Here is a 23,352-nt window from a genome sequence, read left to right as displayed (position 1 = left end):
GGTAGATATATAGATGCTGTTCATAGAAAATGAAAGATTATGATAATATTATAATTTGGGCTGATTATTTTAACAAGAATTTGTCTAGGACTCGAGGAAGAAAAGTTTCCAAATCTATTGCATCTTATGATCCCCTTGTTTCTGAATTGGTAAGTGCAGTTAAAGATTTGGGAATAAAAGTTGAAGAAGGGAATATAAATGACGGCGCCCGTTTCCCTAAACGCGCTCATATAAAGTCTGGATATGTAATGATTGAAAAGTCAGAGACAAATAAGAATCAATTTTTGAAAATAATCGCTGAAAAAATTTCGACAAATAGGTCCAAATCCAGAAAATAACATCCTCACGAGAATCCTGTTTAAAAACATAAATAATGAGAACGACCAGTTAAGTCTGTTCGACTTTTTGATGCAATTTAGAAACAGGGAATTTAATGCAAATTGATACCCGAAAAGAAATTAGAAAAAAATGAAAGAAATCCCAAAATAAATGATAGGGAGTCTCGGATTAGGGAAGATGCCAACAAATTTGTTGATAAGGACGGCATAAATAACGAGAAAATATTGGAAGGTCGGATTTTAGATTCTATTCCCAAAGAAGCCAAAATTACCACTGTTGTCTTTGAATCAGCAAATATTGCCTTATACACAAAAAATCCTGCATTTGCGTTAACAGAATTAACATTGCATTTGTCAGCTTTGTCAAAGTCCGTAAAAAAGAGATTTATAATCAGAACCGACCCATCCATAAGACTTTCTGAAGATGCTACGAGGGTAGCTATAAGTAAGATACTACCAAAAGAGATTACTATATCTGTGATTTTCTGCGATGAAGCTACAGGTGAAGTTATATTAGAAGTTAATAATCCTGAAGGAATAAACAGCGAACTCTTTTTGAAAATAGCTGTTGATACAGGATGGATTGCTCACACTAGACGCTCTCCGCATATCCCCTCAAATAGTATCAAGAATATCCATTCTGTCCTGAAGAGTTCTTCTAAGGAACGTACAATTTTTTATCAAGATCTAGGTCGTAGAATCTTCCGACCACCTCTTTTGTCTAATTCACTTGTAAGACAAAACAACATAAATGGTAATAACAGTTTGCCTGTGTCTAATGGGGAATTATTTAACGTTCCTGCTACTAACCAGGTAGATCATCATAGGTTTGTTTATAACAATATCAAAGAAGTCCTACTATACTGTCTGGGTGGAGTCAAACAAGTAGGTCGGTCATGCTTTATCGTTGTTACTCCTGAAAGTAAGATCATGCTTGATTGTGGAATTAACCCTGGTGAAAGTTTAAATTTCAACGCATATCCTCGATTAGATTGGTTTGATTTTAGCCTTGATGAATTGGATGCAATCGTAATTAGCCATGCTCATATTGATCACCAAGGCTTTCTTCCAAGTATCTACAAATTCGGATATAAAGGTCCAATTTATTGTACAGAGCCAACTCTACCGTTAATGACTTTGTTGCAAATGGATTCCATTAAAATCGCTCAAAGCAACGGATCTTATATTCCGTATGAAACACGAGATGTAAATGAAGTCATAAAACATTGTATCCCTATCCCTTATGGAAAGCCAACTGATATATCTCCAGACATTACAATAACCTTGAATAATGCTGGTCATATTATGGGAAGCGCAACTGTTCATATAAACATCTCAGGAGCTCATAATATTCTGTATACTGGTGATTACAAATATGCGAGGACACAATTGCTGGATGGTGCACTAGCAACATATCCTCGAGTTGAAACCATCATTACCGAAAGTACTTATGGTGCGAGCAATGATATCATGCCTGACCAATCTCAAGTTTATAGTTCATTTACGGAGAGTATTAATCGAACTCTGAAAATGGGCGGAAAGGTATTGATTCCTGTCCCTGCAGTCGGTAGGGCTCAGGAAATAATGCTTGTTATAGATAGAGAGATGAGGGAAGGACGATTAATTGAATCTCCAATCTTTATAGAAGGTATGATTTCTGAGGCAAGTGCAATCCACATGTCTTTTGCTCATTACCTTGGATTTGATGTAAGAAAATCCGTCTCTGAAGGTGTTAATCCCTTTACCTCATCATATTTTACCATGATAAATGGGATTGGAAAGCGAGAGGAGGTTTTTGAGGATGATTCTCCTTCAATCATTATGGCTACCTCGGGAATGCTCGAAGGAGGTCCATCGGTAGAATATTTCAAACATATTTCTCCGAATCCTGCTAATAAAATCATTTTTGTATCCTACCAAATTAATGGGACATTGGGCAGGCGAGTATTAGATGGATCAATTTCTGAAGCCAGCATGATTGACAAGAACGGAAAAGTGAAAGTAATTCCCGTTAAGTGTGAAAAGCAGAAAATTGATGGTTTTAGCGGCCACAGTGATTTTAACCAAATAATGAATTTTATTGCTAAAGTTAGACCCAAAAGAGTTCTCGTTAATCATGGTGAGAAGTCTAAATCAGAGAATGTGGCAAGTATGGTTTACTCTAGAATGCGAATCCGATCGAGTGTACCTGACAATAAAGAAATTTTGAAATTAAAATAGGATTCGATAGGTTTTTCCATATGTATGGTGTTGTAATTGTTGAACAGAGTTGGCCATAAGATACAGATGTATAAATTGTAATATTGTCTTAAGTGGAGAAGGTGCATCACGCCATTATTTAGCTAATCCCAATCATAAACTGGAAAAATTACCTCCGCCTCCTAAGCCCGGTAAACCTGCTACTTGATAGTGAAAAAAAAGTTTCTATTCGCGTATACTCTCTAATGCAGAAACTACTTGCCAAAGGCTGGTCCTTATATGTGATTGCATTTGTGGATTCTGGGTTACTCCATCCAGCATACTAATGGCATTTGCAGCTCTAACTGATATGCTACCTCCTTTTTCATCTTTAAGAATTGCTAAAACCTCGCGAATCATGTTTCTAATGTTCCTTTGAATATTTACATTCTTAATTAACGAATCTAGTGTCGTTATTGCACTATTTAGTCTTTCCAAATTCTCTTTTTGTTTTAATTCTTTTTTTGTCGCTGTCAGTTTCAATCACACATTATAATTTTTACTCTATTCATATTAATAGCTTTATTTATAAAATCTTCCAATCTACCTGAAAAATTTAATAGTAAATCCTATTATACGGATAATAACTTTCAATGGGATTTATCGATGAATAGGCTAGTTTTGATCATAATGTTTTGGATATTAGGTTTTGTTGGAGGCATTTTGGTCTATTCAATACTTCCATTTATCACGAATTTTTTTAGTACTATTATTCCTAACCTTTTTTCCAAGTATTTTTTGGAAGCCTTACTTGCAGGAATTATAGGATCAGGATTAAGTACTATTGCTGTTTTGTATTGGGCAAACAAATCATCAAAAGAATTTTAGACCCTAAATTATTATACGATGATGGTTGAAGGTTGATGAAGTATAACTATTGATTGAATTTATCCTTGCCTTTATAGTTTCATTATTCGCAGGATTAGTTGGCTCCATGGTGGGAGTCGGAGGGGGAATTATAAACGGGCCATTCTTAAGTTACCTTGATTACATCCCTTCTCAGATATCTTCTACCAGCCTACTTGCTGTAATGAGCACTAGCGTCTCATCTTCAGCACAGTATGTTAGAAAACGACTTGTTAATTATAAAACCGGCTTGGCATTAGCCTGTTCGTCAATTCCTGGCACCGTTATCGGGGTACAATTATCCAATTTTATGTCAATTGAGCAGTTTAGATATTACTTTGGAATAATCTTGGCAACTACGGCCATCTATTTAATTCTGAGAAAAAATTTGATAAACTCTAGGAAGGGCGATGAATCTATTACCAGGGTTTTTGACAATAAACTTAAATTCACAATATTTGTTATTTTGTCTTTTTTTGCTGGTATAATATCCAGTAGCTTTGGAGTTGGAGGCGGAATTATTTATGTTCCTTGCTTGGTAATATTAATGCGATTCAGCATGAAAGCTTCAACGGCTACCTCTCAGTTTGTATTAATATTTACTTCTCTATCGGGTGTAATACTTTTTGCTTTACAGGGATGGCCTGATTATCAAATGGGCATTGTCTTGTCGATAGGATCTTTAATAGGTGGCACTGCGGGAAGCCTTTTGGCCCTTAGAGTAGATTCGTCAAAGATTCTTATATTATTTAGCCTGGTTTTGTTAGTAGTGTCGGTAAAGGTATTTTATGACGGATTTTTTGGATTCAGAACTTAACATATTCAAAATTAAATACATCAAAATTCGAACTGCATTTAAAATTGGGCATTGATATTACGAGCGGTTTTTTTGATCCATGTATAATATTCGAATAAATACTACCTTTCATGCTAACTTATTAACTTGCTGAATTTGGCTATACTTATTTCAGGAAGAGGGAGTAACATGAAAGCAATACTGGAAGCCATTCGATCAAACAAATTAAAGGGTATAAAAAAAGTCATTGTTATCTCTAACAAATCCGACGCACCAGGTCTAAAAATTGCTCGTGATGAATTTGGAGTGCAAACTGTTGCCGTGACGACCAAGGCCAAAGAAGATTTTGAGAATGAGCTATTATCGGTTTTAAATAGATATGACTTTGGAGTAAATGATACTTTAATTTGCTTAGCTGGTTTTATGCGTATTATCGGCCCTACTATTATAAACAAATTTCGACATAAAATTGTTAATATTCATCCTTCGCTGCTTCCTTCCTTTAAGGGCCTAAATGCCCAAAGGCAAGCCTTAGATGCAGGGGTTAAAATTTCCGGCTGTACTGTACATTTTGTCGATACAGGTGTTGACACTGGGCCAATAATATTACAAAAATGTGTTCCCGTACTTTCCTATGACACTGACCAAACCTTGTCTGATAGGATCCTAGTTTTGGAGCATGAGGCTTATGTCACTGCGATAGAATTGATATCATCCAATAGAATAAAAGTCAAGAATAATAAAGTTATAGAAAACTGAAATTATTATCCCTTTATTTTTTTCTCCATTTCTAACATGAATCTGGATATCTCATCCTTATTCGAATTCAGATATTCTTGACCTTTTTCTTTTAGCCTGCTATAAAATAGTCTCAACTCACGATGCTCTTCAAAGTAGTTGTCTAAAATTAATGTACCGTGAAGTATGGGGTTTAGAAGCTTGTCAATATTTTGCAACAACAGGTTTAAGTCGCCTCTTTCTGATGATTCTGAAGACTCATATAGTATATTACTTATATCTTTTAATTGCTGGCTAGAGAATAATACTTCTTTTTTACTCTCTAAAGGTTTTGAACTACTCCTTTTTTCCATGCCTATTTTTGATATTAATTCTTGTGTTAACTCGTATTGCTCGTCTTTTCCTGTAAAAGATTTTTTCACATTCTTAATAAGAAGCCCCTTATTTGCCAATCTCGAAGTAGCGTCTTGGATTTCATCTCTATCAAGTCCAGTCACCCACAAAATCTTTCCTAAATGATCATTTCCTTGCCTTATTGATTCCAAAATTACAACTTCAATAATTCTTTTATAATCTTCCTCCATGCGTGCACCAAGAAAATCCCTGTCCTTGACAGCCTTTTTGGCATTTGATATATCTAATTCGATTGATTTTTTGAGGGCTTCCATTCCTTGAGAAGTTCGTCCATCCAATGTTAGATAACATGCATAGTTGTACCATCCCATGGAATCATTTGGATTAATATCAATGGCCTTTTCGCAACATTCAATGGCCTTTTCATAATTTTTTGATTTGTAAAATACTAATCCCTTTAGGTTCCAAACCTCTGGATTATTAATGTCAATTTCTAAAACTTGATCGAATACAGATATCGCGATATTAAATTGGTTCAAATGGAAATGAGCATACCCTTTTTTTATTAAAGAGTCAACAAAGTATGGGTCTATTCTCAATGAAAGGTCAAAACATCGGACAGCATCTTCAAATTTTTCTTCAGACATTTTATTCACCCCTTTATTATATAAATTGACTTTTTTGATATCGTCTTCGGTTATTTTGTATCCGCCAGAAGAAATGGAAGAATTGGAATCCTTTCTATCAGATAACAGTTTCCTCCCAAACAACTTTTCCATTATAAATAATATTACCACAAACGAATAAATATATTTTTATTTTGTTAGCTTGATTCCAACTAGAGTGTCGAACGTTTTGATAGTGATAAAAAAATTCAAAAAGTGGGGATACTGGTTTTAGTCACCTTTGCAACAATCCCGCTAAATGCAAAATTAACCAAGAGGAACCAACCCCAAAGAAACACTTGGCCTGGCACTTTACAAGGACCATGTTTAACTTCGGTGTTAGTACTATTAGTCGTTTGAACTGGAGTATCATTTTTTACATTATCATCTGAGCACGTCAAATATGGAATCGCAATTGGTGATAGCGCTACAGTTTGACCGAATATTGCTGGAAAAACAAAAATCCACAACATGAAAGACGGGACCATATATAACATCATGGGTCTCATCTGTTGTTGTTGCATTTCCATACTCATTTTCTGCATTTGAGATTGCTTCTTCTTTAACTCATCTATCAACTGTTTGTCCTTCTTCTTAATTGCCTCAGTGTACTTTTTTCTCCATTCTCCCGTCTCTTTCATGACCGTTTTCATTTTTTCTATATTCGTAGTTTTTCTACGTAAAAGGGCCATTGCTAGATTTAATCCAATTGCAATAATGGCTGCCACAACAGCAGAAGAAAACATATCTGGAAAAATGGGATGTTGAGTGTAATGAGGGGCTAATCCTGGAAGCTGTATTATGACTTTTTCAGGCGAAATAAAAAAATCTATCAAACTATTCAAAAATAAATTTTATTGATTTATTAACCTTTTTACTTATTTTGATATCCTTACATCTTAGGTATCGCAGAAATTCCAATCAAATACATACACTCTTTCATTACTAACAAGGCAGCTCGCAAAAGGATCACCCTACTCCTTGCGACATTTTGATTCTTTTCGCTAAGAATAGGTGATTTATCGTAGAAATTGTTAAAAAGCGTTGCCAGTTGAAATAGATATTTTGCTATTAATTTGGGGTTTGACTTATCAGTAGCTTGACCTAAAATAATCGTGTACTTACAAATATGCCAAATGAGTTCGATTTCAATACTTGTAAATTCAAACCTGTATTCAATATCTGGTTCCATATCTTGACTTGCAATATTTGACTTGCTGACTTTTTCTTCAACCTTTTTCCCGCGTGCGTAAGCATACTGAATATATGGTGCCGTATCTCCATCTAAACTGAGAGAATCGTTGATATCAAACGTTATCATCTTTCCTAAATCAAATTTTATGAAAAAATATCTTATTGCTGAGACTGCTATTGCGGAAGCTATGTGTTTGGCTTCTGCTTGTGTAATTTCAGGATTTCTTTTCACGGTCTCATCCAGAGATTCTTGCTCAAGTATTGACAAAGCACGATCGGCTTCGATGAAAATGCCTTTCCTTCCTGACATATGAGCAGAATTAGGTTTTTCTTGTTGGATCCCTAGCATGTCTAATGACCCTTTGCTCAAAATTACCGGTTCATAACCCAGATATTCATACTTGTCAATTGGGATTCCTATTCTCATTAATATTTCACTTAAGAGCGCTTGAAGTCTCTCTTGTCGTGAATCAATTATTGTTATCACTTTCTTAATTCTATTAAAGTCGATTAACTGCGAATCAGATTGGTTTGAAATATTAAAACCTTGACGTGTTTTTTTGTCTTTCAAGACGGTTGCATAAAGGTTTGTGGTATCCCACTGAGACGAATAAAATCTAAAATCAAAGGGGTTGTTCAAGTAACCAAGCTTCCATATTGCATATGGAATATCTTTCGCAAAGTAAGTGATTGTAGAATCGCTTCTCACCAAAACTTTGTCTCCAATCGAACTAGATTTATAGACCCAACAACCTTTGTTTGCACCGCTTTCTTCATAAAAAATGATACCTTTTTCCTTGAGTGTTTCAAAGGTAGATCTCCAAAGATTTGATTGTACTATTTGAGACTCAAAATTTATCAAGTCATATCTACATTTTAGGTTCCAACTAGTTTGTAATTGTCCTGCTAAAACTTTCATAACAATATCATGTGTATATTTTGAAACCTCGGATTCAGGGTCTTCAAGATCTTTAAGAATATCTTTTCTTCTTTCCAGAAGATCAGGTTTACTGCTATACATTTCATTGATTTTAACATATACTTCGTTGCCGCAATATTGATCGAATTTTGTGAGATCAGATGAGCCACTTTGATTCGAGTCTGGCATCGGGATGCCTGCATATTTTAAACCTACTATGATATCGGCAACTTGAAGGCCAGAATCATCGACGTAATTTAATACTTTAACATTTTTTCCCACTTTTTTAAATATTCTGAACAAACAATCTCCAATGATGGCGTTTCTGACATGTCCTACATGAAGCGCTTTATTAGGATTTACACTAGTATGTTCTATTATTATAGTATCAGGTTCATCATTTGATTCATATTTTATGATTTCTTCGATCGCATTAACTTTTTTCATAAATTCCTTCATTATGATATCTTTTTTCAAAAAGAAGTTGATGAAGCCAGGTGGCTGAGTTGACGAACTCTGTAAATATTTTTTAGTTCCCCAACTCTGAGTCGAGGGGAGTATCTCTTGGGTAATTTCATTAGCTATTTGCATAGGTGACTTCTTTAATAATTTTGAAAGCACGAATGCAATATTGGTTGAATAATCACCGAATTCTCTTACGGGAGGTTCTGATATGTCATAAGGTGTTGCTATAACTTCTTGATCGTAGTAACTTAGCACATCTTTTAATATAATATTAATTTCTTGGATAATATTTTCGATAATCAACTGAAATTACCATTAAACTTTATTGCACACTATTAGATTGATTGCATTAACCAATCCTTCACCATTTGAACCTTTGACAACAAAAGTTGCGTTGTTTTGGACATCCGACTCAGAATTTTCAAATGTAATGCTGTATTCTGTTTTTTTAAACATTGGGACATCTGTTATACTATCGCCAATTGTAACTATCCCGTCAGATTTAATATTAAATGATTTCATAAGATGTTCAAGGCCGGTACCTTTATTAATATTAGATTCATTTATGTGAAAAGCATATTGACTATCTACAATTGTTAATTCAGGTGCCTTTTCTCTAAATAGTTGGTTTGCATCTTTGATATCAAATGACCTTTCTAATACAATTTCACTCATTCTGGGAAACACGGGTTTCTCAGATACATTTTCCAAGTGGTTTTCAAGTATTTGTAGACCTTTCTTACATTTTTCTCTACTTGCCAAGATTTCATGTTTTATGGGTGAGGTGGAAATAACACCACCATTTTCGCCAATAGCTATCTGTGTCGTTCCACCAAAAACTGCCAATGAGAATGCTTCTAAGGACGATCGCCCAGTTACATAGATAACTTTATAACCCAATTTTACCAAAAAACGCAATTTAGAAAGTGCCTCCAAGTTTACCATACCGTTGCCATTTACTGTTATAGTTCCGTCTATATCGATTGCAAGCCACCTTATTTTGTTCAAATGAACTGAAATTATTACAGAAGTAGCATAAAAATCTAGGTATCGCAATAAATATATTTACTAATTTCTGATATGATATAGAATAGATTGAGTTTAGAAGTAGTGCTGTTGGAAGATAATAACAATGTTTTACTTAAGCGAAGAGAGATAAAATCCATTATTAAAAATGCAGTTGGTTCGGTTAAGAAAGATGAAGCTGCAAACCTACTTGCAACAAAGCTTGGTATAAGCAGTAAGAATCTTTTACCTATCTCCTTAACTAGTGAGTATGGTAATCCAGATGTTTTTGCATTGATGTATTATTATAATGATTTGGAAGACGCTAAAAAGCAACTACCAAGGTATAGGTTCTTAAGAATAATGTCTAAAGAGGATAGAAAAAAAATCATAGATGAAGAAAAAGCAGCAAAATTAAAAGCAAAACAGGCAGCTGCTGCAGAAGCAAAATCTAAAAAGAAATAATAGAGCTAGGTCGATTAATTCAAGATGAGTAAAGAATCAAAATCAAAATTAACTATTCCGAAATTTTATGATATTACTGGTGATAAAATTGAGAGAAAAAAAAGGGAATGTCCCAGATGCGGGAAAGGTGTATTCATGGCAGAACATAAAGATCGATTTACGTGCGGAAAATGCAGTTATACCGAATTTCAAAAGGATCAATCTAAAAAATCAAAATCTTGATAGTAAATCAAATAAATTGGTGAATATCATAGAATTTGCAATAACCAGGGTCTTTAATTCCATTTTTGTACCATCGCGATTAAGTGGTCATCAAATTTTGTATTAAAAAAAGCTTCAATGGGTAGCTTTGTGTAGTTTTTAGATAGTTGAATACTTTGGATTGATTTATTTTTGCTAATCCACATCTTTTGAGTTTTTGTATCTAGTTTAGTGTCATTCAGTCCATTAGCAAATTTTGAGTCAAGCATCCTGACTAAGGATCTGTCGCCTTTATAGACACTTTTGGCATTTAATGTCTTTTCATCATCAACAAATGACGTTTCAAATGAAGTAACAGTAATTGTATCTGAATTTATGTTCATTTCCAAAATGTTTTTTACCAAATTTAAATAATGCAAAAATTCATGTGCCATGACAGCATGAATGGTTCCCTTTAGTCCATAAAGGATCAAAGGTGCACACAATTGGATTATTATTTTAATTTTGTTTGTCTCTGTGGGATATGGTATTGTTCTTGCATACAGGATCGCATGTTGCCCAAACTCGACATCGGATGAACCTATAATTAAGCTTGGCTCTATAATAAAATCAGGAAATTTGACAGTCGTCACATATTCAATCCTATTCACTGCGTCATTAACGATTTCTACCCTCTTTATGATTTGTTTATAGGTTTTTGAATCTAAAATTCCTTCTGTATATGACTTGTAAATTAGTGCTAATGGGTGTATAGTTCTCATGCCAATCTATTCTAATTGCTTTGGAGTACATCAACTATGTCAAAATATATACATTCGCATGTGACATTGAGGTGATGAGTAAGACTAGGTTGAATAGGGGTTTGTCCTCCAACTAGCTGTTTTATAGGTATCCCATTGTCTAAAACTAAACGAATTTCAAACTGGTTGCAAGACTTAACACCCATGAGCCTAGAATCGTAAATTCTTTTGGTTATTGGCCTATTGTTCGTCTTGAATCGAACCTCACCTACAAATTTCGCTATGAATTGGTTCAAATCAATATTGTCATCTATCACACCTTCAATTAGCACTAGCAGGTCGACTACTTGACGATATGTTTTCCATTTATTTGTAAGGTCTGATTGAAAATCTTCAAACGAAATTTCCATTCCATTTTTTTGGTATATCTTGTTGGTATCAACATTCTGACACATTTTTACCTTTATTAAAAATGGTCGACCATTTCCCATTACAAGACTGTTTTTGTCTTCGCTGCCCGTCCAAATTATCTTGGTTTTTTCTACATCATAATCTGAACCTAATATTTCTCTTATGAATAATTCAACAGAATCTTCACAAGAATTGCATTCAACATTTGTTTGTTCATTCTTTGAATATTTAATATTAGTGGGTGATCTCTGAGATATTCCTCTTTTTAATTTTTTATATCTACCTAGGAATAACTGCTCTTTGAAAATAGTCGCAATTGAAAATTGAAAATTCTTGTCAATTGTGATTTCAAATTTGCAGTCAGGTTCTGAATGGTTTATATCAATTCCAAAGTTAGAACTAATAGTATCCCTAATGTCACAATTAATTTGACCTTTTATACTCAATTTACCTTTGATATGGAATAATGATCTAATGTAATCTTCATTTTCAATAATTTTGTATGGTAGTTTTGTACCTATATCGATAGTTTTGATGTAATTTCCAAAGTTTGTGATCTCATTAGCAACTTTTGATATGATTGATGGGAAAGTGTTTAAAAAAAAATCCATACACACAAAGCATTTGGTATCACTACTTTTTACAGCAATAATGGACGCACCAAACTTAATTCGCTCTTTGCAAGTTATATCGAAATTTCTTCGGTAACATGAAGTGCATAAATTAAATTTAATACTTTGAACATTTTCCCTCTGTGTTAAAGCCGTTTCCTCCCTTGTGTCTCACTATTTATCCTAATCCGAATCTTCTCAAAAGACCTTGCATTTGGCGACCTTTTGCTTGTTTCATCATAGTCTTGGAATTATTATACTGCTTTATCAAATCTTTAACATCATGTTCCATAACTCCGGAACCTCTTGCAATCCTTTTCCTTCTGGATTCATTAATTATGTCTGGATTTTTCTTTTCCTCAACACTAAATGACTGGATTATAAATCTCCATTTTTCCATCTTTTGCTGAAGCACATCTAAATGATCGTCTTTTACAACACCTGAAAGCCCAGGTAAATTTTCGATAACATTTCGGAAACCCATTTTACCCATATTTTCCATTTGTGAGTAAAAATCCTCGATTGTCATTTTACCACTCATTAAACGTTTAGCCTGATTTTCGTCAGATTGTATTTCAAGATTTCTTGCCATTTCTAGGAGAGCTTTTATGTCTCCCATCCCTAGTAGCCTACCAACAAAACTGGTTGGTGAAAATTGCTCCAAATCGTCTACTCTCTCTCCAGTTCCTATAAATAGAACTTTTGCTCCTGTCGCGGCAGAAGCGGCAATAGCACCTCCGCCTTTCGCAGTTCCGTCTAACTTAGTTATAATTATCCCACTGACTCTTGCATTTTCATGAAATATTTTAGCCTGATTATAAGCCTGTTGACCAATGGTACCGTCAATTACTAAAAAAACTTGATCTGGTGAAACCACTGAATACATCGATTTCATTTCATTTAACAGGTCCTGCTCAGCTTTATGTCTCCCTGCTGTATCTATAATGATAATATCCACAGGTTGACTGTCAAAAAATTTTAACCCATCTTGTACTATGTCAACCGCATTCTTATTCCCCTCTTCGCCATAAACTTGGACATTCATTTTACTGCAATTCATTTTTAATTGGGTTAATGCTCCAGGCCTCCAAGTATCGGCGCCTATTACTCCTACTCTATACCCACGTTTGGACAACCATCTTGCAAGTTTTGCAACAACTGTAGTTTTACCACTACCTTGTATTCCAAGCATTAGTATTGTGTTCTTTTTTTCAGAATCAAAGTTTATCAAGGTATCTTCCGATTTCTTTCTGTCTATAGTTTTGATAACTTCTCCACTGTAACCTAAAAGAGCGGAGAGTTCGCCATACAGGATAGTTATAATATGATCTTTCTTTGACAAACCCTTTGGAGGGGACTCCGACATGGATCTTCGCTTTAAATTATTCGTAATTTCTAAAACAAGCTTCACATTTACATCAGCAGCTAATAGAGCGCGTTGCAAGTCTTTGCATAATTCGTTTATTAACTCTTCATTGATGTCTGAAGCACCTACTATTTTTTTTAGGGCTACACGAAGATTATCCTTTAAACTGTCAAGCATTTGATCTCTTAATTTCTATTAATTCAACATCTGATATTTCAAAGATTCCCCTAATACCATCCCACTGACTTTTTGAAGCTTTTGTAACTATCCTCTTCTTATATAAAGGACAACTCATTACCAGAGTTTCAGCTTCTCCGCCTTCAAAGTCTAAATTAAATCCAAATTTGTTACTTAAATTTCTTAAATCCCTCAACGTAATGGGAGTGATAGTTTTTCCAAGCCATGTTTTATCAAGTCCATTCGCTGCAACTCGAGTTAAAATAATTTCAAAATTATCTTTAAAAAGAGTATTATAATAAATTTCTGTGTCTATTTTCCAGAGAGGTGATAGCAATTTCAAATTGAATTTTTCCACTACTTTCCTAAAAATATTCATTTGAAACTCACTATGAATACATCCATGACATAGTCCTTTAACCTGGAACTGGTTAATAGCTTGGTTTATACCGTTGTATAGGTTATCAACTTCTGATTCTTTATCATTTTTTTCACATTTAATTTCAATAATAGGGACTCCTATAGCTCCTGCAACTTTTGCTAAAATGTGGTGGTTAGGATAGTGATACAACAAACTTTCATCATCTTTGGGATGAATTATTATGACACATCTCAATTCGTGCCCCTGTCTCACAGATCTCAAAATCGAACTTACACTATCTTTCCCTCCTGAGAACAAACCTGCAAATCTCAAGTCAAACATCAACCTGATAGGGAAATCTAATAGTATTTATAGTAGAAAACACCTTGGAATTAACAAAATGATTAATTCGGAAATAATTGCGGGTTTGTCCGTATTCATTCTTGGGCTCTTGTTTTTTATAGCTGGTATGTTTAATTCTGTATGGGCTACCATATTCATAGTTGATTATCTAATAATGGCCATCGGCGCCGCCACAATTGGAGTTGGAGTATGGACAATGTCATACGAAAAGAAACATAACTTGCATCAATCCGAACATCATCACTAATTTCCATTTAATTATAGAGCAGTATTATTCATCTAAATAATGAATTAAATTATTTAGAGACTTATTTTGGGATGACAATTCAATTAACGTTCGCTTCAATTTTGAATTTTGGGGTGAGTCACCGCTCGTATTTCCTTGAAGTATTAAGGTCAAGTTTATTTTTGAATTCAAAACATCGTGTAATTCTTGATTAGCTGTTGTCACATATGGTCTAAGTGCACCCCTGAATACCTCAGACCTTGCTCTTACAAGGCCAGATATTTTTTTGCCTTCAGGAGCATTAGGACCTACAATCAAAATGTTACCAGTTGCAACTTTGAATAAAGAAGGATCATCGATTGCCTCCCTTGTAGCCATGGAGAGGACTGATTCTCTTGTGATCAAGTGTGGGATAAGAATGTAATTTTGAACCAACTTGTCCCATTGAGCTGGATTTAGTTTCAAAAATGACTGGTCATAATCGTAACTTCCAGTAAAATGGATTGTTGAATCGATTCTGCCGTATTTTGAAGCTATAACGTTAAATATTCTTTTAACCGCATCTTCGCTTCCAAGATCTATTGAATGATGGTGAAAATTAGTAAACAAGTTATTTGATTCTTTAGTAATTTCATTTTGGTTTGTTAATATGATCAACTGCTTTGGTTTTTCGTTGACAATTTCGGAAGCCAACTCTTTCAGCATTTCTAGTTCTGACATATCTGTAGTTGTAGAAGTCAATAAAATGACTTTATTTGCAAGGTTACTAGATGAGTCAAAGTTAATCTTCCTTTCGACTATTGGTTTTACTGGATAAAATACTCTGTCATTAGGAATTATCTTGCCATTTAACATTTTTCCTATTTTTTCGTCGGCCAAATTAAAGACCATTTCGGCAACATCCTCTTGTGATAAAAATTCATTATCCACTATCATCTTCTTGGTGTTGTTCTGGACTTTTTCGGCTATTTCTTGAATCTTCTTCAAAAGATCTTTAGAAAGATCTCGCAGTTGAGAAGAATTCATAGAATCTTCAATTGGTAGAAGTTTCCCTGCAATCTTTTGTGTCTCTGTTTCAATAATTTGTTCATCGTCCCCTAAAAATGGCAATAATGCTGTTGAGATTTCCTCAATTTGCTTATTAGTTAGACCTGGAAAACCTCCAATTCTTAAAAATTCGGCTGCAGCCTTCGGATATACTGTTTTGTAAATTCTATCCGAATGTACTGGACCTGGATTTGTGGCCACCGAATGGATGCCTCTTTCTACTAGTTCCCACGCAAGGCACTCAGCAAGCCTGTTTTTAGCTCCTTGTGCGGCTGTATACGGAGTTCTAAAACGATATGGTCTCTGTTCGTATTTATTTTCCTCAGTAAAGAATGTGGAAATTGTAATGATCTTACCTGATCCTTCCAAAACATTGAGGCCTTTCATACTTGTCCAGAATGTACCTCCTAGATGAATAGATACACAATCCTTAAAATCATTAAATTCTGAATTAGTAAAAATTTTTACTGGTCCAGAGACACCAGCGTTATTGACTATAACATCTATTTTTCCAAATTCCTTTTGAATTTGGTCATACATTTTAATGAGTCCACTTAAATCTGACACATCCACGCCTGGATAATATTTTACTCTTGTGTCAAATTTGGATTGAGATATTATTTGGTTAAGAATATCTGATGCTTCAATTAACGGTTCCTTTCTTCTACCTAGGATGATGATATTGTATCCTGATTTAGCAAATCTTCTCGCTACTGCTTGGCCAATCCCTGTACCACTGCCAGTAACAAGTACTGTTTTATTCTTATTAACCATATTATAATTAGATTGAACGTTAATATCTATTAATAATTGTTTATTGGATTAGATAATATTTGCGATTTTAGTCAATCGTTTCAGAAAAACAAGTTACATTTCTACCAGAATGATAAAACTTTAAAATAAAGAACTATTTCACAGATAGTATAGAAATGGGCGATTATGGATTAATAAAAGAATTTGTAGTGTTGGAGGAATTCTCCAAGTGAAGATTAAATTCGGACTAACTTTTGGATTAAACGTAGCAAGGTTAGGATTAGATGAAACTCAAGTAATTACCGCAGCACAAATCGCAGATAGGACAAATTTTGACTCTGTCTGGGCAATGGATCACACCAATGTCCCCCAGTGGAAGAATGCGGTGGTCAACGATGCATGGTTGATATTGACAGCTATTGGAGCAGTGACAAACAAAGTAGAATTGGGAACCTGTGTCACAGATGCAATTAGACGTCATCCATCTACGGTAGCCCTTTCTACCGTGACTTTAGATAGGATAACAAATGGAAGAGGTATACTAGGGATTGGTGCAGGTGAAGCTCAGAACGTTGTTGATTTTGGAATTGAGTTTAGCAAACCAGTTACCAAATTTAGAGAACAACTTGAAGTAATTGAAAAGTTATTTGATTCAAGTCCAGACAATCGTGTAAATTATGATGGTAAGTACTATAAATTAATCGAAGCATGTTTGCAGGCAAAACCCATAAGAAAACCTCGTCCCCCTGTTTATATTGCTGCCGGAGCCCCAAAGACCTTGGAGTTATGTGCTACATATGGTGATGGATGGATCCCAATTGGTTACACTCCTGCATTGTTTGAAAGCCATGCGAATGTTATTAAAGATCATGCCAAGAGACTTGGCAGAGACATATCAAATTTCGAATTTGCCAACGATGTTGATGTATATTTTACCGATGATGGTGAGACGGCATGGGAAAAGATGAAAAATGCAGTCAAGGTTAGCTTATATAAACCCGAATTACTTAAAGTTCATAATATACAACAAGATTCTGAATTTGACTTTAGAAAGTACTTTACAGAATATGCTATGAACAAGCCAGAATTAATGGAACAAATGAAAAAAGCCTCCACTCAGATACCAGACGATGTAGCCCGCACTGCCATAGGAGTAGGGAGTCCAGATGACGTGATTGAAATGCTAGAGCGATTTATCAAGGCAGGAACAAATCACTTTATTATTAGGTTCTGGGGAGATGGTTTGTACAGGAATATTGAAACTTTTGGAAACAAAGTTGCTCCTTATTTTAATAGCCTACAAAAATAATCCTTTATATTTTTTAGAAATATCTGTCTAGCATATTTTTTCTCATATTTACTGCAATACTTCTTTTTTGAGACGAATGGATCCTTGTTATGGGTTCCGCATCGTACCCTAAACGTACTAATTCTTTTGAAAATTCTTCCACGAATCCATGAAAGGTAAAAATTTTCCTAGGATTGCATTTTCTAACTACTTCAAGCAATTCGTTATAATCACAATGATCACTAAAAGGGATTACATAATCTAGGTTCATCATTGTTTTATAGCCCTTATTTATTCCCCATCCGCTAAATCCTATTGTCACTGCTCCATACTTTTTCTTCAATGTTTGGAGAACTGAGTTTCTAGGGGTAGTTAGTGGATAAATCAAAACCCATGGTTTTCTATTTAAAAGTCCATTTTCTAATGCATGTGATAATGAAATATCTGGCTCTAAGTCTATACCGAATTGCCTGTGGATCTTGTTAAACTTAAATATCTCGTCATGGACAAATAACGGTTTCCAAAATCCAAACAATGACACTAAGGTTTGTGCTTTTCCCAAGGAATATCCCATAAGTATTACAGGCACTCCTCTATCATATAGTTCGGACAAAATAGAATTAACTTGATGGACAACTTTTTGCAATGGTGGAAAAATATATTCTCTTTTTCCAAATGTGGATTCTATGATTAAGGTATCTACTTTAGGGATTTTTGTTTTTTTTAAGAATCCTCGATCGCGCATCGCAATATCACCAGTATAAAATATTTCATTTTCGATGAGTAGTCCTCGTGACCCCAAAATATGACCCGTATTAATGAACTGAAGTTCAGGATGACCTGCAATAGTTTCTCCCAAATTGTGGCCTCGTACTTTAGCTATTTCATTAGTTTCAGCTGAGCAAATTACCCGATTTTCAATGGTCAATTTCTTCAGACTGCTCTTGCTAATCAAGTGATCACTATGAGCATGTGAAACAAAAGCTATGCTTTTTGAATCTAAATATTTTGGATCTAATAATACTTTGATTTGACTCGCTTTAATGAATATTTGATTCCTACTGTCAAGAGAAACTTGATACCGCAATGTCCTAATCTGAGATAAATTACTATTTATTTCCTGGGATTTGAATTATCATAGACATTAGGAATAAATTTGATGAATAAAAAAAAATAATGTTGAACAAGCCTAAGATAGTGTACATATTACTAGACGGGATTGGGGATTTGCCTCACCCAGATTTAGATGGATTGACCCCGCTCGAGGCTGCATATACACCTTTTATAGACAAAATTTCTAATGAGGGGGTCTCAGGTCAAGTTATAAGCGTCGGTGATGGTATCGCCCCTCAATCTGATATAGCGGTTTTTAATATGTTAGGTTACAATTTTCAGGATGTCGAATACTTTGGTCGAGGTGTGGTCGAATGTATTGGCTGCGGAATTGATTTTTTAGAGGGTGATTTAGCCTTGAGGGGTAATTTTGCTACAATCGATCCTACAAGTAAGAAAATAATCGATAGGAGAGCTGGCCGAGTTATTACCAAGGAAGAATCAAAAAAAGTATGCGATCTGATACGCCAAAGCTTGAAGTTACCTGGAATCAAATTTGATGTTGAACCTACAATAGGACACAGAGTAGTTCTCCGGTTTAGGAAAAATGGCGCAAAACTAGGACAAAATATAACAAATACTGATCCAGCATATGACAAGGTAAATGGTATAGGTATAGCATTAGACACAAGTAACAAAGACATTTTTGTCGCACCTTCTCTATATAAAGACGATCTCTCTGAAGAATCCTCAATGATTGTTAACGAATTTTCCAATCAAGTGATTAGCATTCTGGATAACTGTGAAGTTAATATTGAGAGAAAGAACAAAGGACTTTTGCCTATAAATTGCATATTGATGCGGGATTCGGGCAATAGATATCCCAAAGTCAATAATATAAATGAGAAATATGGATTGAATTTTGCCTCCTTAGTTGATATGCCCGTTGAGATAGGGATTTCAAAGATTGTAGGTATGAAGTCTTATGAGGCTGGCAGCCCAAGCAATTACGAATTAAAGGCGAGAAATTTAATCAACATTCTTGAAAATCATGATGTAGTTTATGTTCACATTAAGGGACCCGACGAGTTTGGGCATGACGGAGATGCTAAGGGAAAGAAAAAGAATATTGAAGAAATTGATTATCATTTTTTCAGGAAATTATATGAAGAATTAGTCTTAAAATCAGTGGGCTATAATGTAGGGTTTGTGATATCTGGAGATCATTCTACGCCTTGTATAAGAAAGGCTCATACTGATGATCCTGTTCCGTTAGTCGTTTCAGGACTTGATTCACAAAAAGATGGTACATCAAGATTCACAGAAAAGGATGCTTCGAAAGGCTCAATAGGCAAAATTTATGGCTTTCAGGTTATTGAAAAGGCACTAGAAATTTTGAACAAAAATTAGGTAACTATTCTATTAAGACATGGGTTTAAATCTCAAGAGTGCGCCTATCTTTCCAAGACTCTCAATCTGTGCTCCCTCTTCAGTCTTTGAAGAAATGATATCTAACTTAGTTCCAGATAATGAAGCATATTCTTCAAGAAAGTCAATAAAATCTTTTTCGTTAATAGAAAAATCAATTCCATTACAATTTTTGCAAGGAGTTGATAAAATGGATTGTTTCAAGTCTACGAGTTGATCGCGCTCAACAATTCTCTCAAATTTATTGTTGCACTTGTTGCAAGCAACTTCTAAAAAGACTAAATCTACGTTATCTGTTACGATAATGGAGTCAGTAATACCAGATTTCAGGTAATTTACCACATCATTTAAGCCATATACTCCAAGTCCCTTCCCCGAAAAAATCTCACTCATGAATTTTTTTACAATTTTCTTTTCTTCAAGCGACCTAAATTCTGTCATTATACCCTGATCGTTAACCTTTTCTATGATCTCTCTAACCCCTTCATCACCAGAATAAGAGGTATCCAGCGTGGCAATTACATTATTCTGAAGCCTATAGTCGAGATATTCTTCTCGTAAAAAAGTGTCTTTAGTGGGCCCGGGTCCACCAACAATAAGACCCTTTACCGTATACTGATCTATGAAGATTTTTTGAGCGTAGTCAGCAACACGGTGATAGTATTCATTCAGTTCGTTGTCCCGAAGCCTCTCAAATCTCCTTGCAGATTGTCCTCCTTGACGATGCTTTCCTGAAACTCCTGATGTCAATGTCTCAACTGTCTCCCATCTGTCTCCAGTTAAAATGCCTAAACCAGCTTCTTGTGTATCGATTGAAATTATAGCAATTGTTCTATCATCTTTTAGCATTTCTTTAATATGATCAATCCAAAAATGATCGTCACATCTATACAAATTAATTTGAACAGGCTTTGGTGGCACAATCGTATAAATTTCAATTTTTTCTGTGCCTATACCCTTACCGGTTGGAATTGCCCCACAAAAAATTACTAAGCCGTTCTCTGGTGGTTCTTTATAAAGTTTAAGTTGCTCCATCGTCTTGTTAAGTGCGTCCTGAACATGATTCCTAGTTAAATCCGACTTGATATTTGTAGCCGTACCTGCCTCGTTTCTTAACTGTCCCAGCACGTCATGAATGGGTCTTTTTGGGGGAATGTAAACACTAACAAGCTCGGTTCCATGTCCAGAAATTTTTGATAAATCATTAAGCATTTTTGTAAGTTTATACTTTTTTACCGAGTCCCATTTTTCTTCTCCGGAAGCTTGAGGCATAATGGAAGTTCGGGTTTACATAATTTAATTTTTGACCATTCATTTATCGTTTAATAATTCAATGAGCAACAATATCTCTCAATATAATTTACAAAAGCATGATTTTATAGAAATGACCAGTGCTTTTTATAAATTAATTATACTCAGAAATCGAACTTTTGGGAAAAAAGGATACATAATATTTAATTAAAACAAAATACAGAACTTTTTAGATAGAAAAAATGTCGGAGTTACGAAAAGACTATTATGTTCCAGATAAGTATGTTCTCATACCAAATAATATTGATCAATTTGATAAATTTCCTGAAATGGTTCACAAAAAACAACAATCCGATATTGTCTCAGACTCGATCAATTGTCCCTACTGTCCACACTCTTCAAAAGAATGCGATAACTTGGTTCTTTCGTTCGTAGTAAAGGAAGGAATATTGCAGAGATTATATGATACTACGGAAGATGAGAATGAAAACTGGACAATACGTGTATTTGAATGTAAGCATCCAATAGTCTCCTCTACCTCTAGTCATAAATATTCTGATAGACCTTTTTATAGAGAACCTGCATGTGGATATGATCTGATTGTGGTTCCAACTCCAAAGCATGATGTAGCTCTGTCAGAACTGTCTGTCGATGAATGGACAAATCTTTTACTAGTTTTGCAGGATAGAGTAAGATGGCTATATAGCCAAAGAGGTGTGACCTATGTTGCAATTTATGCAAGCAGGGGTTTAGATAATGGTACATCAATAAGGCACCCTCATTTTCATATAACAACTTTTTCTGCTATCCCACCTATAATTGAAAAGGAAGCTAAAACTTTTCACCAATCTATGAATGAAAGTGGAAGCTGTCCGGCATGCGATATGATTGAAAACGAAACGAATGGACCGCGACAGTTGTTTTCCACCAGTGGATTTATAACCCTAGTACCTTGGGCTCCGACTTACAATTATGAATTCTGGATATGTCCTAGAAAACATTCGACATTTTTTTCCAAGGTAACCCAGAAGGAGATTAAAGATCTTGCTTTAGTTGTTTGTTCGTCATTAAGGGGGATGGATAAGACCCTAGGACAGGCAGATTTTAGTATTGCATTCCATATCTCTCCAGAGAAGAAGAATAGTAGGCAACTTCATTGGCATTTGGAAATTTATCCTCTAGTAACTTCTTGGTCCGGGTTAGAAAGAGGGTTTGGTATTTTTGTTAATATGCCGACTCCCGAAGATTCGGCCCGACTATTGGGAGATGCAACTAGAAAGGAACTAGCACGGTTAATTGGCGTTCTTTAAAATTTAACAAAATTAAAATACAGTATTTTTTATCTTTAAATTATAGGGTATGTTAAAGTCTGGAGAATGGCTGTCAATAGCAATTGTTGGTTTGGTGTTTTTATTTGTAGTTACCTCAATTGGATTCTTTAATTTTTTGATTGGGCCAAATGGTTCGGGTCCAAGTACCACTGTTGAACCCTCCAGTGCTTATATACAGGTGATTTTTATATCTCTTGCCCCTGCGGTCGCTCTCTCATTCTTTTTAAGAGTGTTATCTGAAGGATCTAAATTATCCACAATTTTTGTATTGACTTCAGGTATCATTCTAATATTTGGGATGATTTACATTTCTAATTTGATACCAAAGATTAATGAGGTTGAACTACCCTGGTGGATTTATAATTCTCCTTGGATTTTTAGTGGTTTTGGTATTTTGCTTTTAGGTATCGGATACCTTAACTTTAGAAGGGTTTCATCTCGTTCTGTTGATACCCTTCACAAGTAATATACATGCAGGAGAAAATTTTCAAAAATGGATGGTTTTATTGGAAATAAAAAAAACTTGAAAATTCAACACGGGCCCCATCAAACGCCAATTCGAGATGTAGAAAAAATTGTAATTGACCCAAAGTTTCTTCCTATTGAGGTTTATAATAACAATGTGGATACCTTGCTGTCAAGAAATTCAAATTTTAATAAGGTCTTGGCAATTGTCATAGGGACAAAACCAGATTTTTATAAACAAGCTCCAGTCCTTATAG

General features: G+C 34.8%; 25 protein-coding genes. 13 read left to right on the top strand and 12 right to left on the bottom strand.

Going from position 1 to position 23,352, the window contains the following annotated elements; all coding sequences use genetic code 11:
* Positions 1-29: 29 nt before the first annotated feature.
* A complete protein-coding gene (locus tag F1Z66_RS04985) occupies positions 30-338 on the top strand; it encodes a signal recognition particle subunit SRP19/SEC65 family protein (RefSeq protein ID WP_149862512.1) in 309 nt (102 codons plus the stop codon).
* Between the two features lie 102 nt (positions 339-440).
* Entirely contained in the window at positions 441-2,558 is a 2,118-nt protein-coding gene (locus F1Z66_RS04980) for a beta-CASP ribonuclease aCPSF1 (RefSeq protein WP_230207457.1), read from the top strand.
* A gap of 204 nt (positions 2,559-2,762) precedes the next feature.
* Here the strand turns inward: F1Z66_RS04980 and F1Z66_RS04975 are convergent, their stop codons facing one another.
* Positions 2,763-3,059, bottom strand: coding sequence for a UPF0147 family protein (locus tag F1Z66_RS04975; RefSeq protein WP_201448643.1), 297 nt, complete (start codon positions 3,057-3,059; stop codon positions 2,763-2,765).
* Between the two features lie 123 nt (positions 3,060-3,182).
* On the opposite strand from F1Z66_RS04975, the gene F1Z66_RS04970 reads away from it, so the two are divergent.
* The 3 genes from F1Z66_RS04970 to purN all read left to right on the top strand — a co-directional run bounded on the left by F1Z66_RS04970 (position 3,183) and on the right by purN (position 4,977).
* Positions 3,183-3,404, top strand: a complete 222-nt coding sequence (locus F1Z66_RS04970) for a hypothetical protein (RefSeq protein WP_159357634.1) — start codon at positions 3,183-3,185, stop codon at positions 3,402-3,404.
* A gap of 49 nt (positions 3,405-3,453) precedes the next feature.
* Entirely contained in the window at positions 3,454-4,239 is a 786-nt protein-coding gene (locus F1Z66_RS04965) for a sulfite exporter TauE/SafE family protein (RefSeq protein WP_149862510.1), read from the top strand.
* A gap of 126 nt (positions 4,240-4,365) precedes the next feature.
* The gene (gene purN, locus F1Z66_RS04960) at positions 4,366-4,977 is read left to right on the top strand and encodes a phosphoribosylglycinamide formyltransferase (protein WP_149862509.1); all 612 of its coding nucleotides are present in this window, start codon (positions 4,366-4,368) and stop codon (positions 4,975-4,977) included.
* Positions 4,978-4,982: 5 nt separating this feature from the next.
* Here purN and F1Z66_RS04955 read toward each other — a convergent pair whose 3' ends face one another.
* The 4 genes from F1Z66_RS04955 to F1Z66_RS04940 form a co-directional block, all read right to left on the bottom strand.
* On the bottom strand, positions 4,983-6,089 hold the full coding sequence (locus tag F1Z66_RS04955) for a tetratricopeptide repeat protein (protein WP_149862508.1): 1,107 nt from the start codon (positions 6,087-6,089) through the stop codon (positions 4,983-4,985).
* 95 nt (positions 6,090-6,184) lie between these two features.
* The gene (locus F1Z66_RS04950; protein WP_149862507.1) at positions 6,185-6,811 is read right to left on the bottom strand and encodes an EMC3/TMCO1 family protein; all 627 of its coding nucleotides are present in this window, start codon (positions 6,809-6,811) and stop codon (positions 6,185-6,187) included.
* Between the two features lie 56 nt (positions 6,812-6,867).
* Positions 6,868-8,856, bottom strand: a complete 1,989-nt coding sequence (gene argS / locus F1Z66_RS04945) for an arginine--tRNA ligase domain-containing protein (protein WP_149862506.1) — start codon at positions 8,854-8,856, stop codon at positions 6,868-6,870.
* A gap of 12 nt (positions 8,857-8,868) precedes the next feature.
* A complete protein-coding gene (locus F1Z66_RS04940; protein ID WP_230207456.1) occupies positions 8,869-9,609 on the bottom strand; it encodes a phosphoglycolate phosphatase in 741 nt (246 codons plus the stop codon).
* 60 nt (positions 9,610-9,669) lie between these two features.
* On the opposite strand from F1Z66_RS04940, the gene F1Z66_RS04935 reads away from it, so the two are divergent.
* Complete coding sequence (locus F1Z66_RS04935; protein WP_159357633.1) at positions 9,670-10,023, top strand: hypothetical protein; 354 nt, start codon at positions 9,670-9,672, stop codon at positions 10,021-10,023.
* A 24-nt stretch (positions 10,024-10,047) separates the two neighbouring features.
* Complete coding sequence (locus tag F1Z66_RS04930; protein ID WP_149862504.1) at positions 10,048-10,245, top strand: 30S ribosomal protein S27ae; 198 nt, start codon at positions 10,048-10,050, stop codon at positions 10,243-10,245.
* A 53-nt stretch (positions 10,246-10,298) separates the two neighbouring features.
* Here the strand turns inward: F1Z66_RS04930 and F1Z66_RS04925 are convergent, their stop codons facing one another.
* The 4 genes from F1Z66_RS04925 to F1Z66_RS04910 all read right to left on the bottom strand — a co-directional run bounded on the left by F1Z66_RS04925 (position 10,299) and on the right by F1Z66_RS04910 (position 14,232).
* The gene (locus tag F1Z66_RS04925) at positions 10,299-10,985 is read right to left on the bottom strand and encodes a hypothetical protein (RefSeq protein WP_149862503.1); all 687 of its coding nucleotides are present in this window, start codon (positions 10,983-10,985) and stop codon (positions 10,299-10,301) included.
* An 11-nt stretch (positions 10,986-10,996) separates the two neighbouring features.
* Positions 10,997-11,986: a hypothetical protein gene (locus F1Z66_RS04920; protein ID WP_149862502.1), complete on the bottom strand. Its 990-nt coding sequence runs from the start codon at positions 11,984-11,986 to the stop codon at positions 10,997-10,999.
* Between the two features lie 178 nt (positions 11,987-12,164).
* On the bottom strand, positions 12,165-13,529 hold the full coding sequence (locus tag F1Z66_RS04915) for a signal recognition particle receptor subunit alpha (protein WP_149862501.1): 1,365 nt from the start codon (positions 13,527-13,529) through the stop codon (positions 12,165-12,167).
* Positions 13,522-14,232, bottom strand: coding sequence for a diphthine--ammonia ligase (locus tag F1Z66_RS04910; protein ID WP_149862500.1), 711 nt, complete (start codon positions 14,230-14,232; stop codon positions 13,522-13,524). The genes F1Z66_RS04915 and F1Z66_RS04910 overlap by 8 nt, the downstream gene beginning before the upstream one ends.
* Here F1Z66_RS04910 and F1Z66_RS15795 point away from each other — a divergent pair.
* Positions 14,132-14,500: a hypothetical protein gene (locus tag F1Z66_RS15795; RefSeq protein ID WP_195907487.1), complete on the top strand. Its 369-nt coding sequence runs from the start codon at positions 14,132-14,134 to the stop codon at positions 14,498-14,500. The genes F1Z66_RS04910 and F1Z66_RS15795 overlap by 101 nt on opposite strands.
* A 24-nt stretch (positions 14,501-14,524) precedes the next feature.
* Here F1Z66_RS15795 and F1Z66_RS04900 read toward each other — a convergent pair whose 3' ends face one another.
* Positions 14,525-16,300 (bottom strand): SDR family NAD(P)-dependent oxidoreductase, encoded by a 1,776-nt coding sequence (locus tag F1Z66_RS04900; protein WP_149862498.1) that lies wholly within the window; start codon positions 16,298-16,300, stop codon positions 14,525-14,527.
* 208 nt (positions 16,301-16,508) lie between these two features.
* Between F1Z66_RS04900 and F1Z66_RS04895 the strand changes: the two genes are divergently transcribed.
* Positions 16,509-17,588, top strand: coding sequence for an LLM class flavin-dependent oxidoreductase (locus F1Z66_RS04895; protein ID WP_149862497.1), 1,080 nt, complete (start codon positions 16,509-16,511; stop codon positions 17,586-17,588).
* A 13-nt stretch (positions 17,589-17,601) separates the two neighbouring features.
* On the opposite strand, the gene F1Z66_RS04890 is transcribed toward F1Z66_RS04895, so the two are convergent.
* Complete coding sequence (locus F1Z66_RS04890) at positions 17,602-18,654, bottom strand: MBL fold metallo-hydrolase RNA specificity domain-containing protein (RefSeq protein ID WP_201448641.1); 1,053 nt, start codon at positions 18,652-18,654, stop codon at positions 17,602-17,604.
* Positions 18,655-18,743: 89 nt separating this feature from the next.
* Between F1Z66_RS04890 and F1Z66_RS04885 the strand changes: the two genes are divergently transcribed.
* Positions 18,744-20,030, top strand: coding sequence for an alkaline phosphatase family protein (locus F1Z66_RS04885; protein WP_195907482.1), 1,287 nt, complete (start codon positions 18,744-18,746; stop codon positions 20,028-20,030).
* Between the two features lie 12 nt (positions 20,031-20,042).
* Here the strand turns inward: F1Z66_RS04885 and prf1 are convergent, their stop codons facing one another.
* Complete coding sequence (prf1, locus tag F1Z66_RS04880) at positions 20,043-21,320, bottom strand: peptide chain release factor aRF-1 (protein ID WP_149862496.1); 1,278 nt, start codon at positions 21,318-21,320, stop codon at positions 20,043-20,045.
* Positions 21,321-21,541: 221 nt separating this feature from the next.
* Between prf1 and F1Z66_RS04875 the strand changes: the two genes are divergently transcribed.
* The 3 genes from F1Z66_RS04875 to F1Z66_RS04865 all read left to right on the top strand — a co-directional run.
* On the top strand, positions 21,542-22,609 hold the full coding sequence (locus F1Z66_RS04875; RefSeq protein ID WP_149862495.1) for a galactose-1-phosphate uridylyltransferase: 1,068 nt from the start codon (positions 21,542-21,544) through the stop codon (positions 22,607-22,609).
* A gap of 49 nt (positions 22,610-22,658) precedes the next feature.
* The gene (locus F1Z66_RS04870) at positions 22,659-23,096 is read left to right on the top strand and encodes a hypothetical protein (protein ID WP_149862494.1); all 438 of its coding nucleotides are present in this window, start codon (positions 22,659-22,661) and stop codon (positions 23,094-23,096) included.
* 27 nt (positions 23,097-23,123) lie between these two features.
* A partial coding sequence (locus F1Z66_RS04865) for a hypothetical protein (protein WP_149862493.1) occupies positions 23,124-23,352 on the top strand: 229 nt, incomplete at its 3' end.

It is taken from the genome of Candidatus Nitrosocosmicus agrestis (assembly GCF_008389435.1).
Lineage (GTDB): Archaea > Thermoproteota > Nitrososphaeria > Nitrososphaerales > Nitrososphaeraceae > Nitrosocosmicus > Nitrosocosmicus agrestis.
This window is presented reverse-complemented; position numbering and strand designations above follow the sequence as displayed.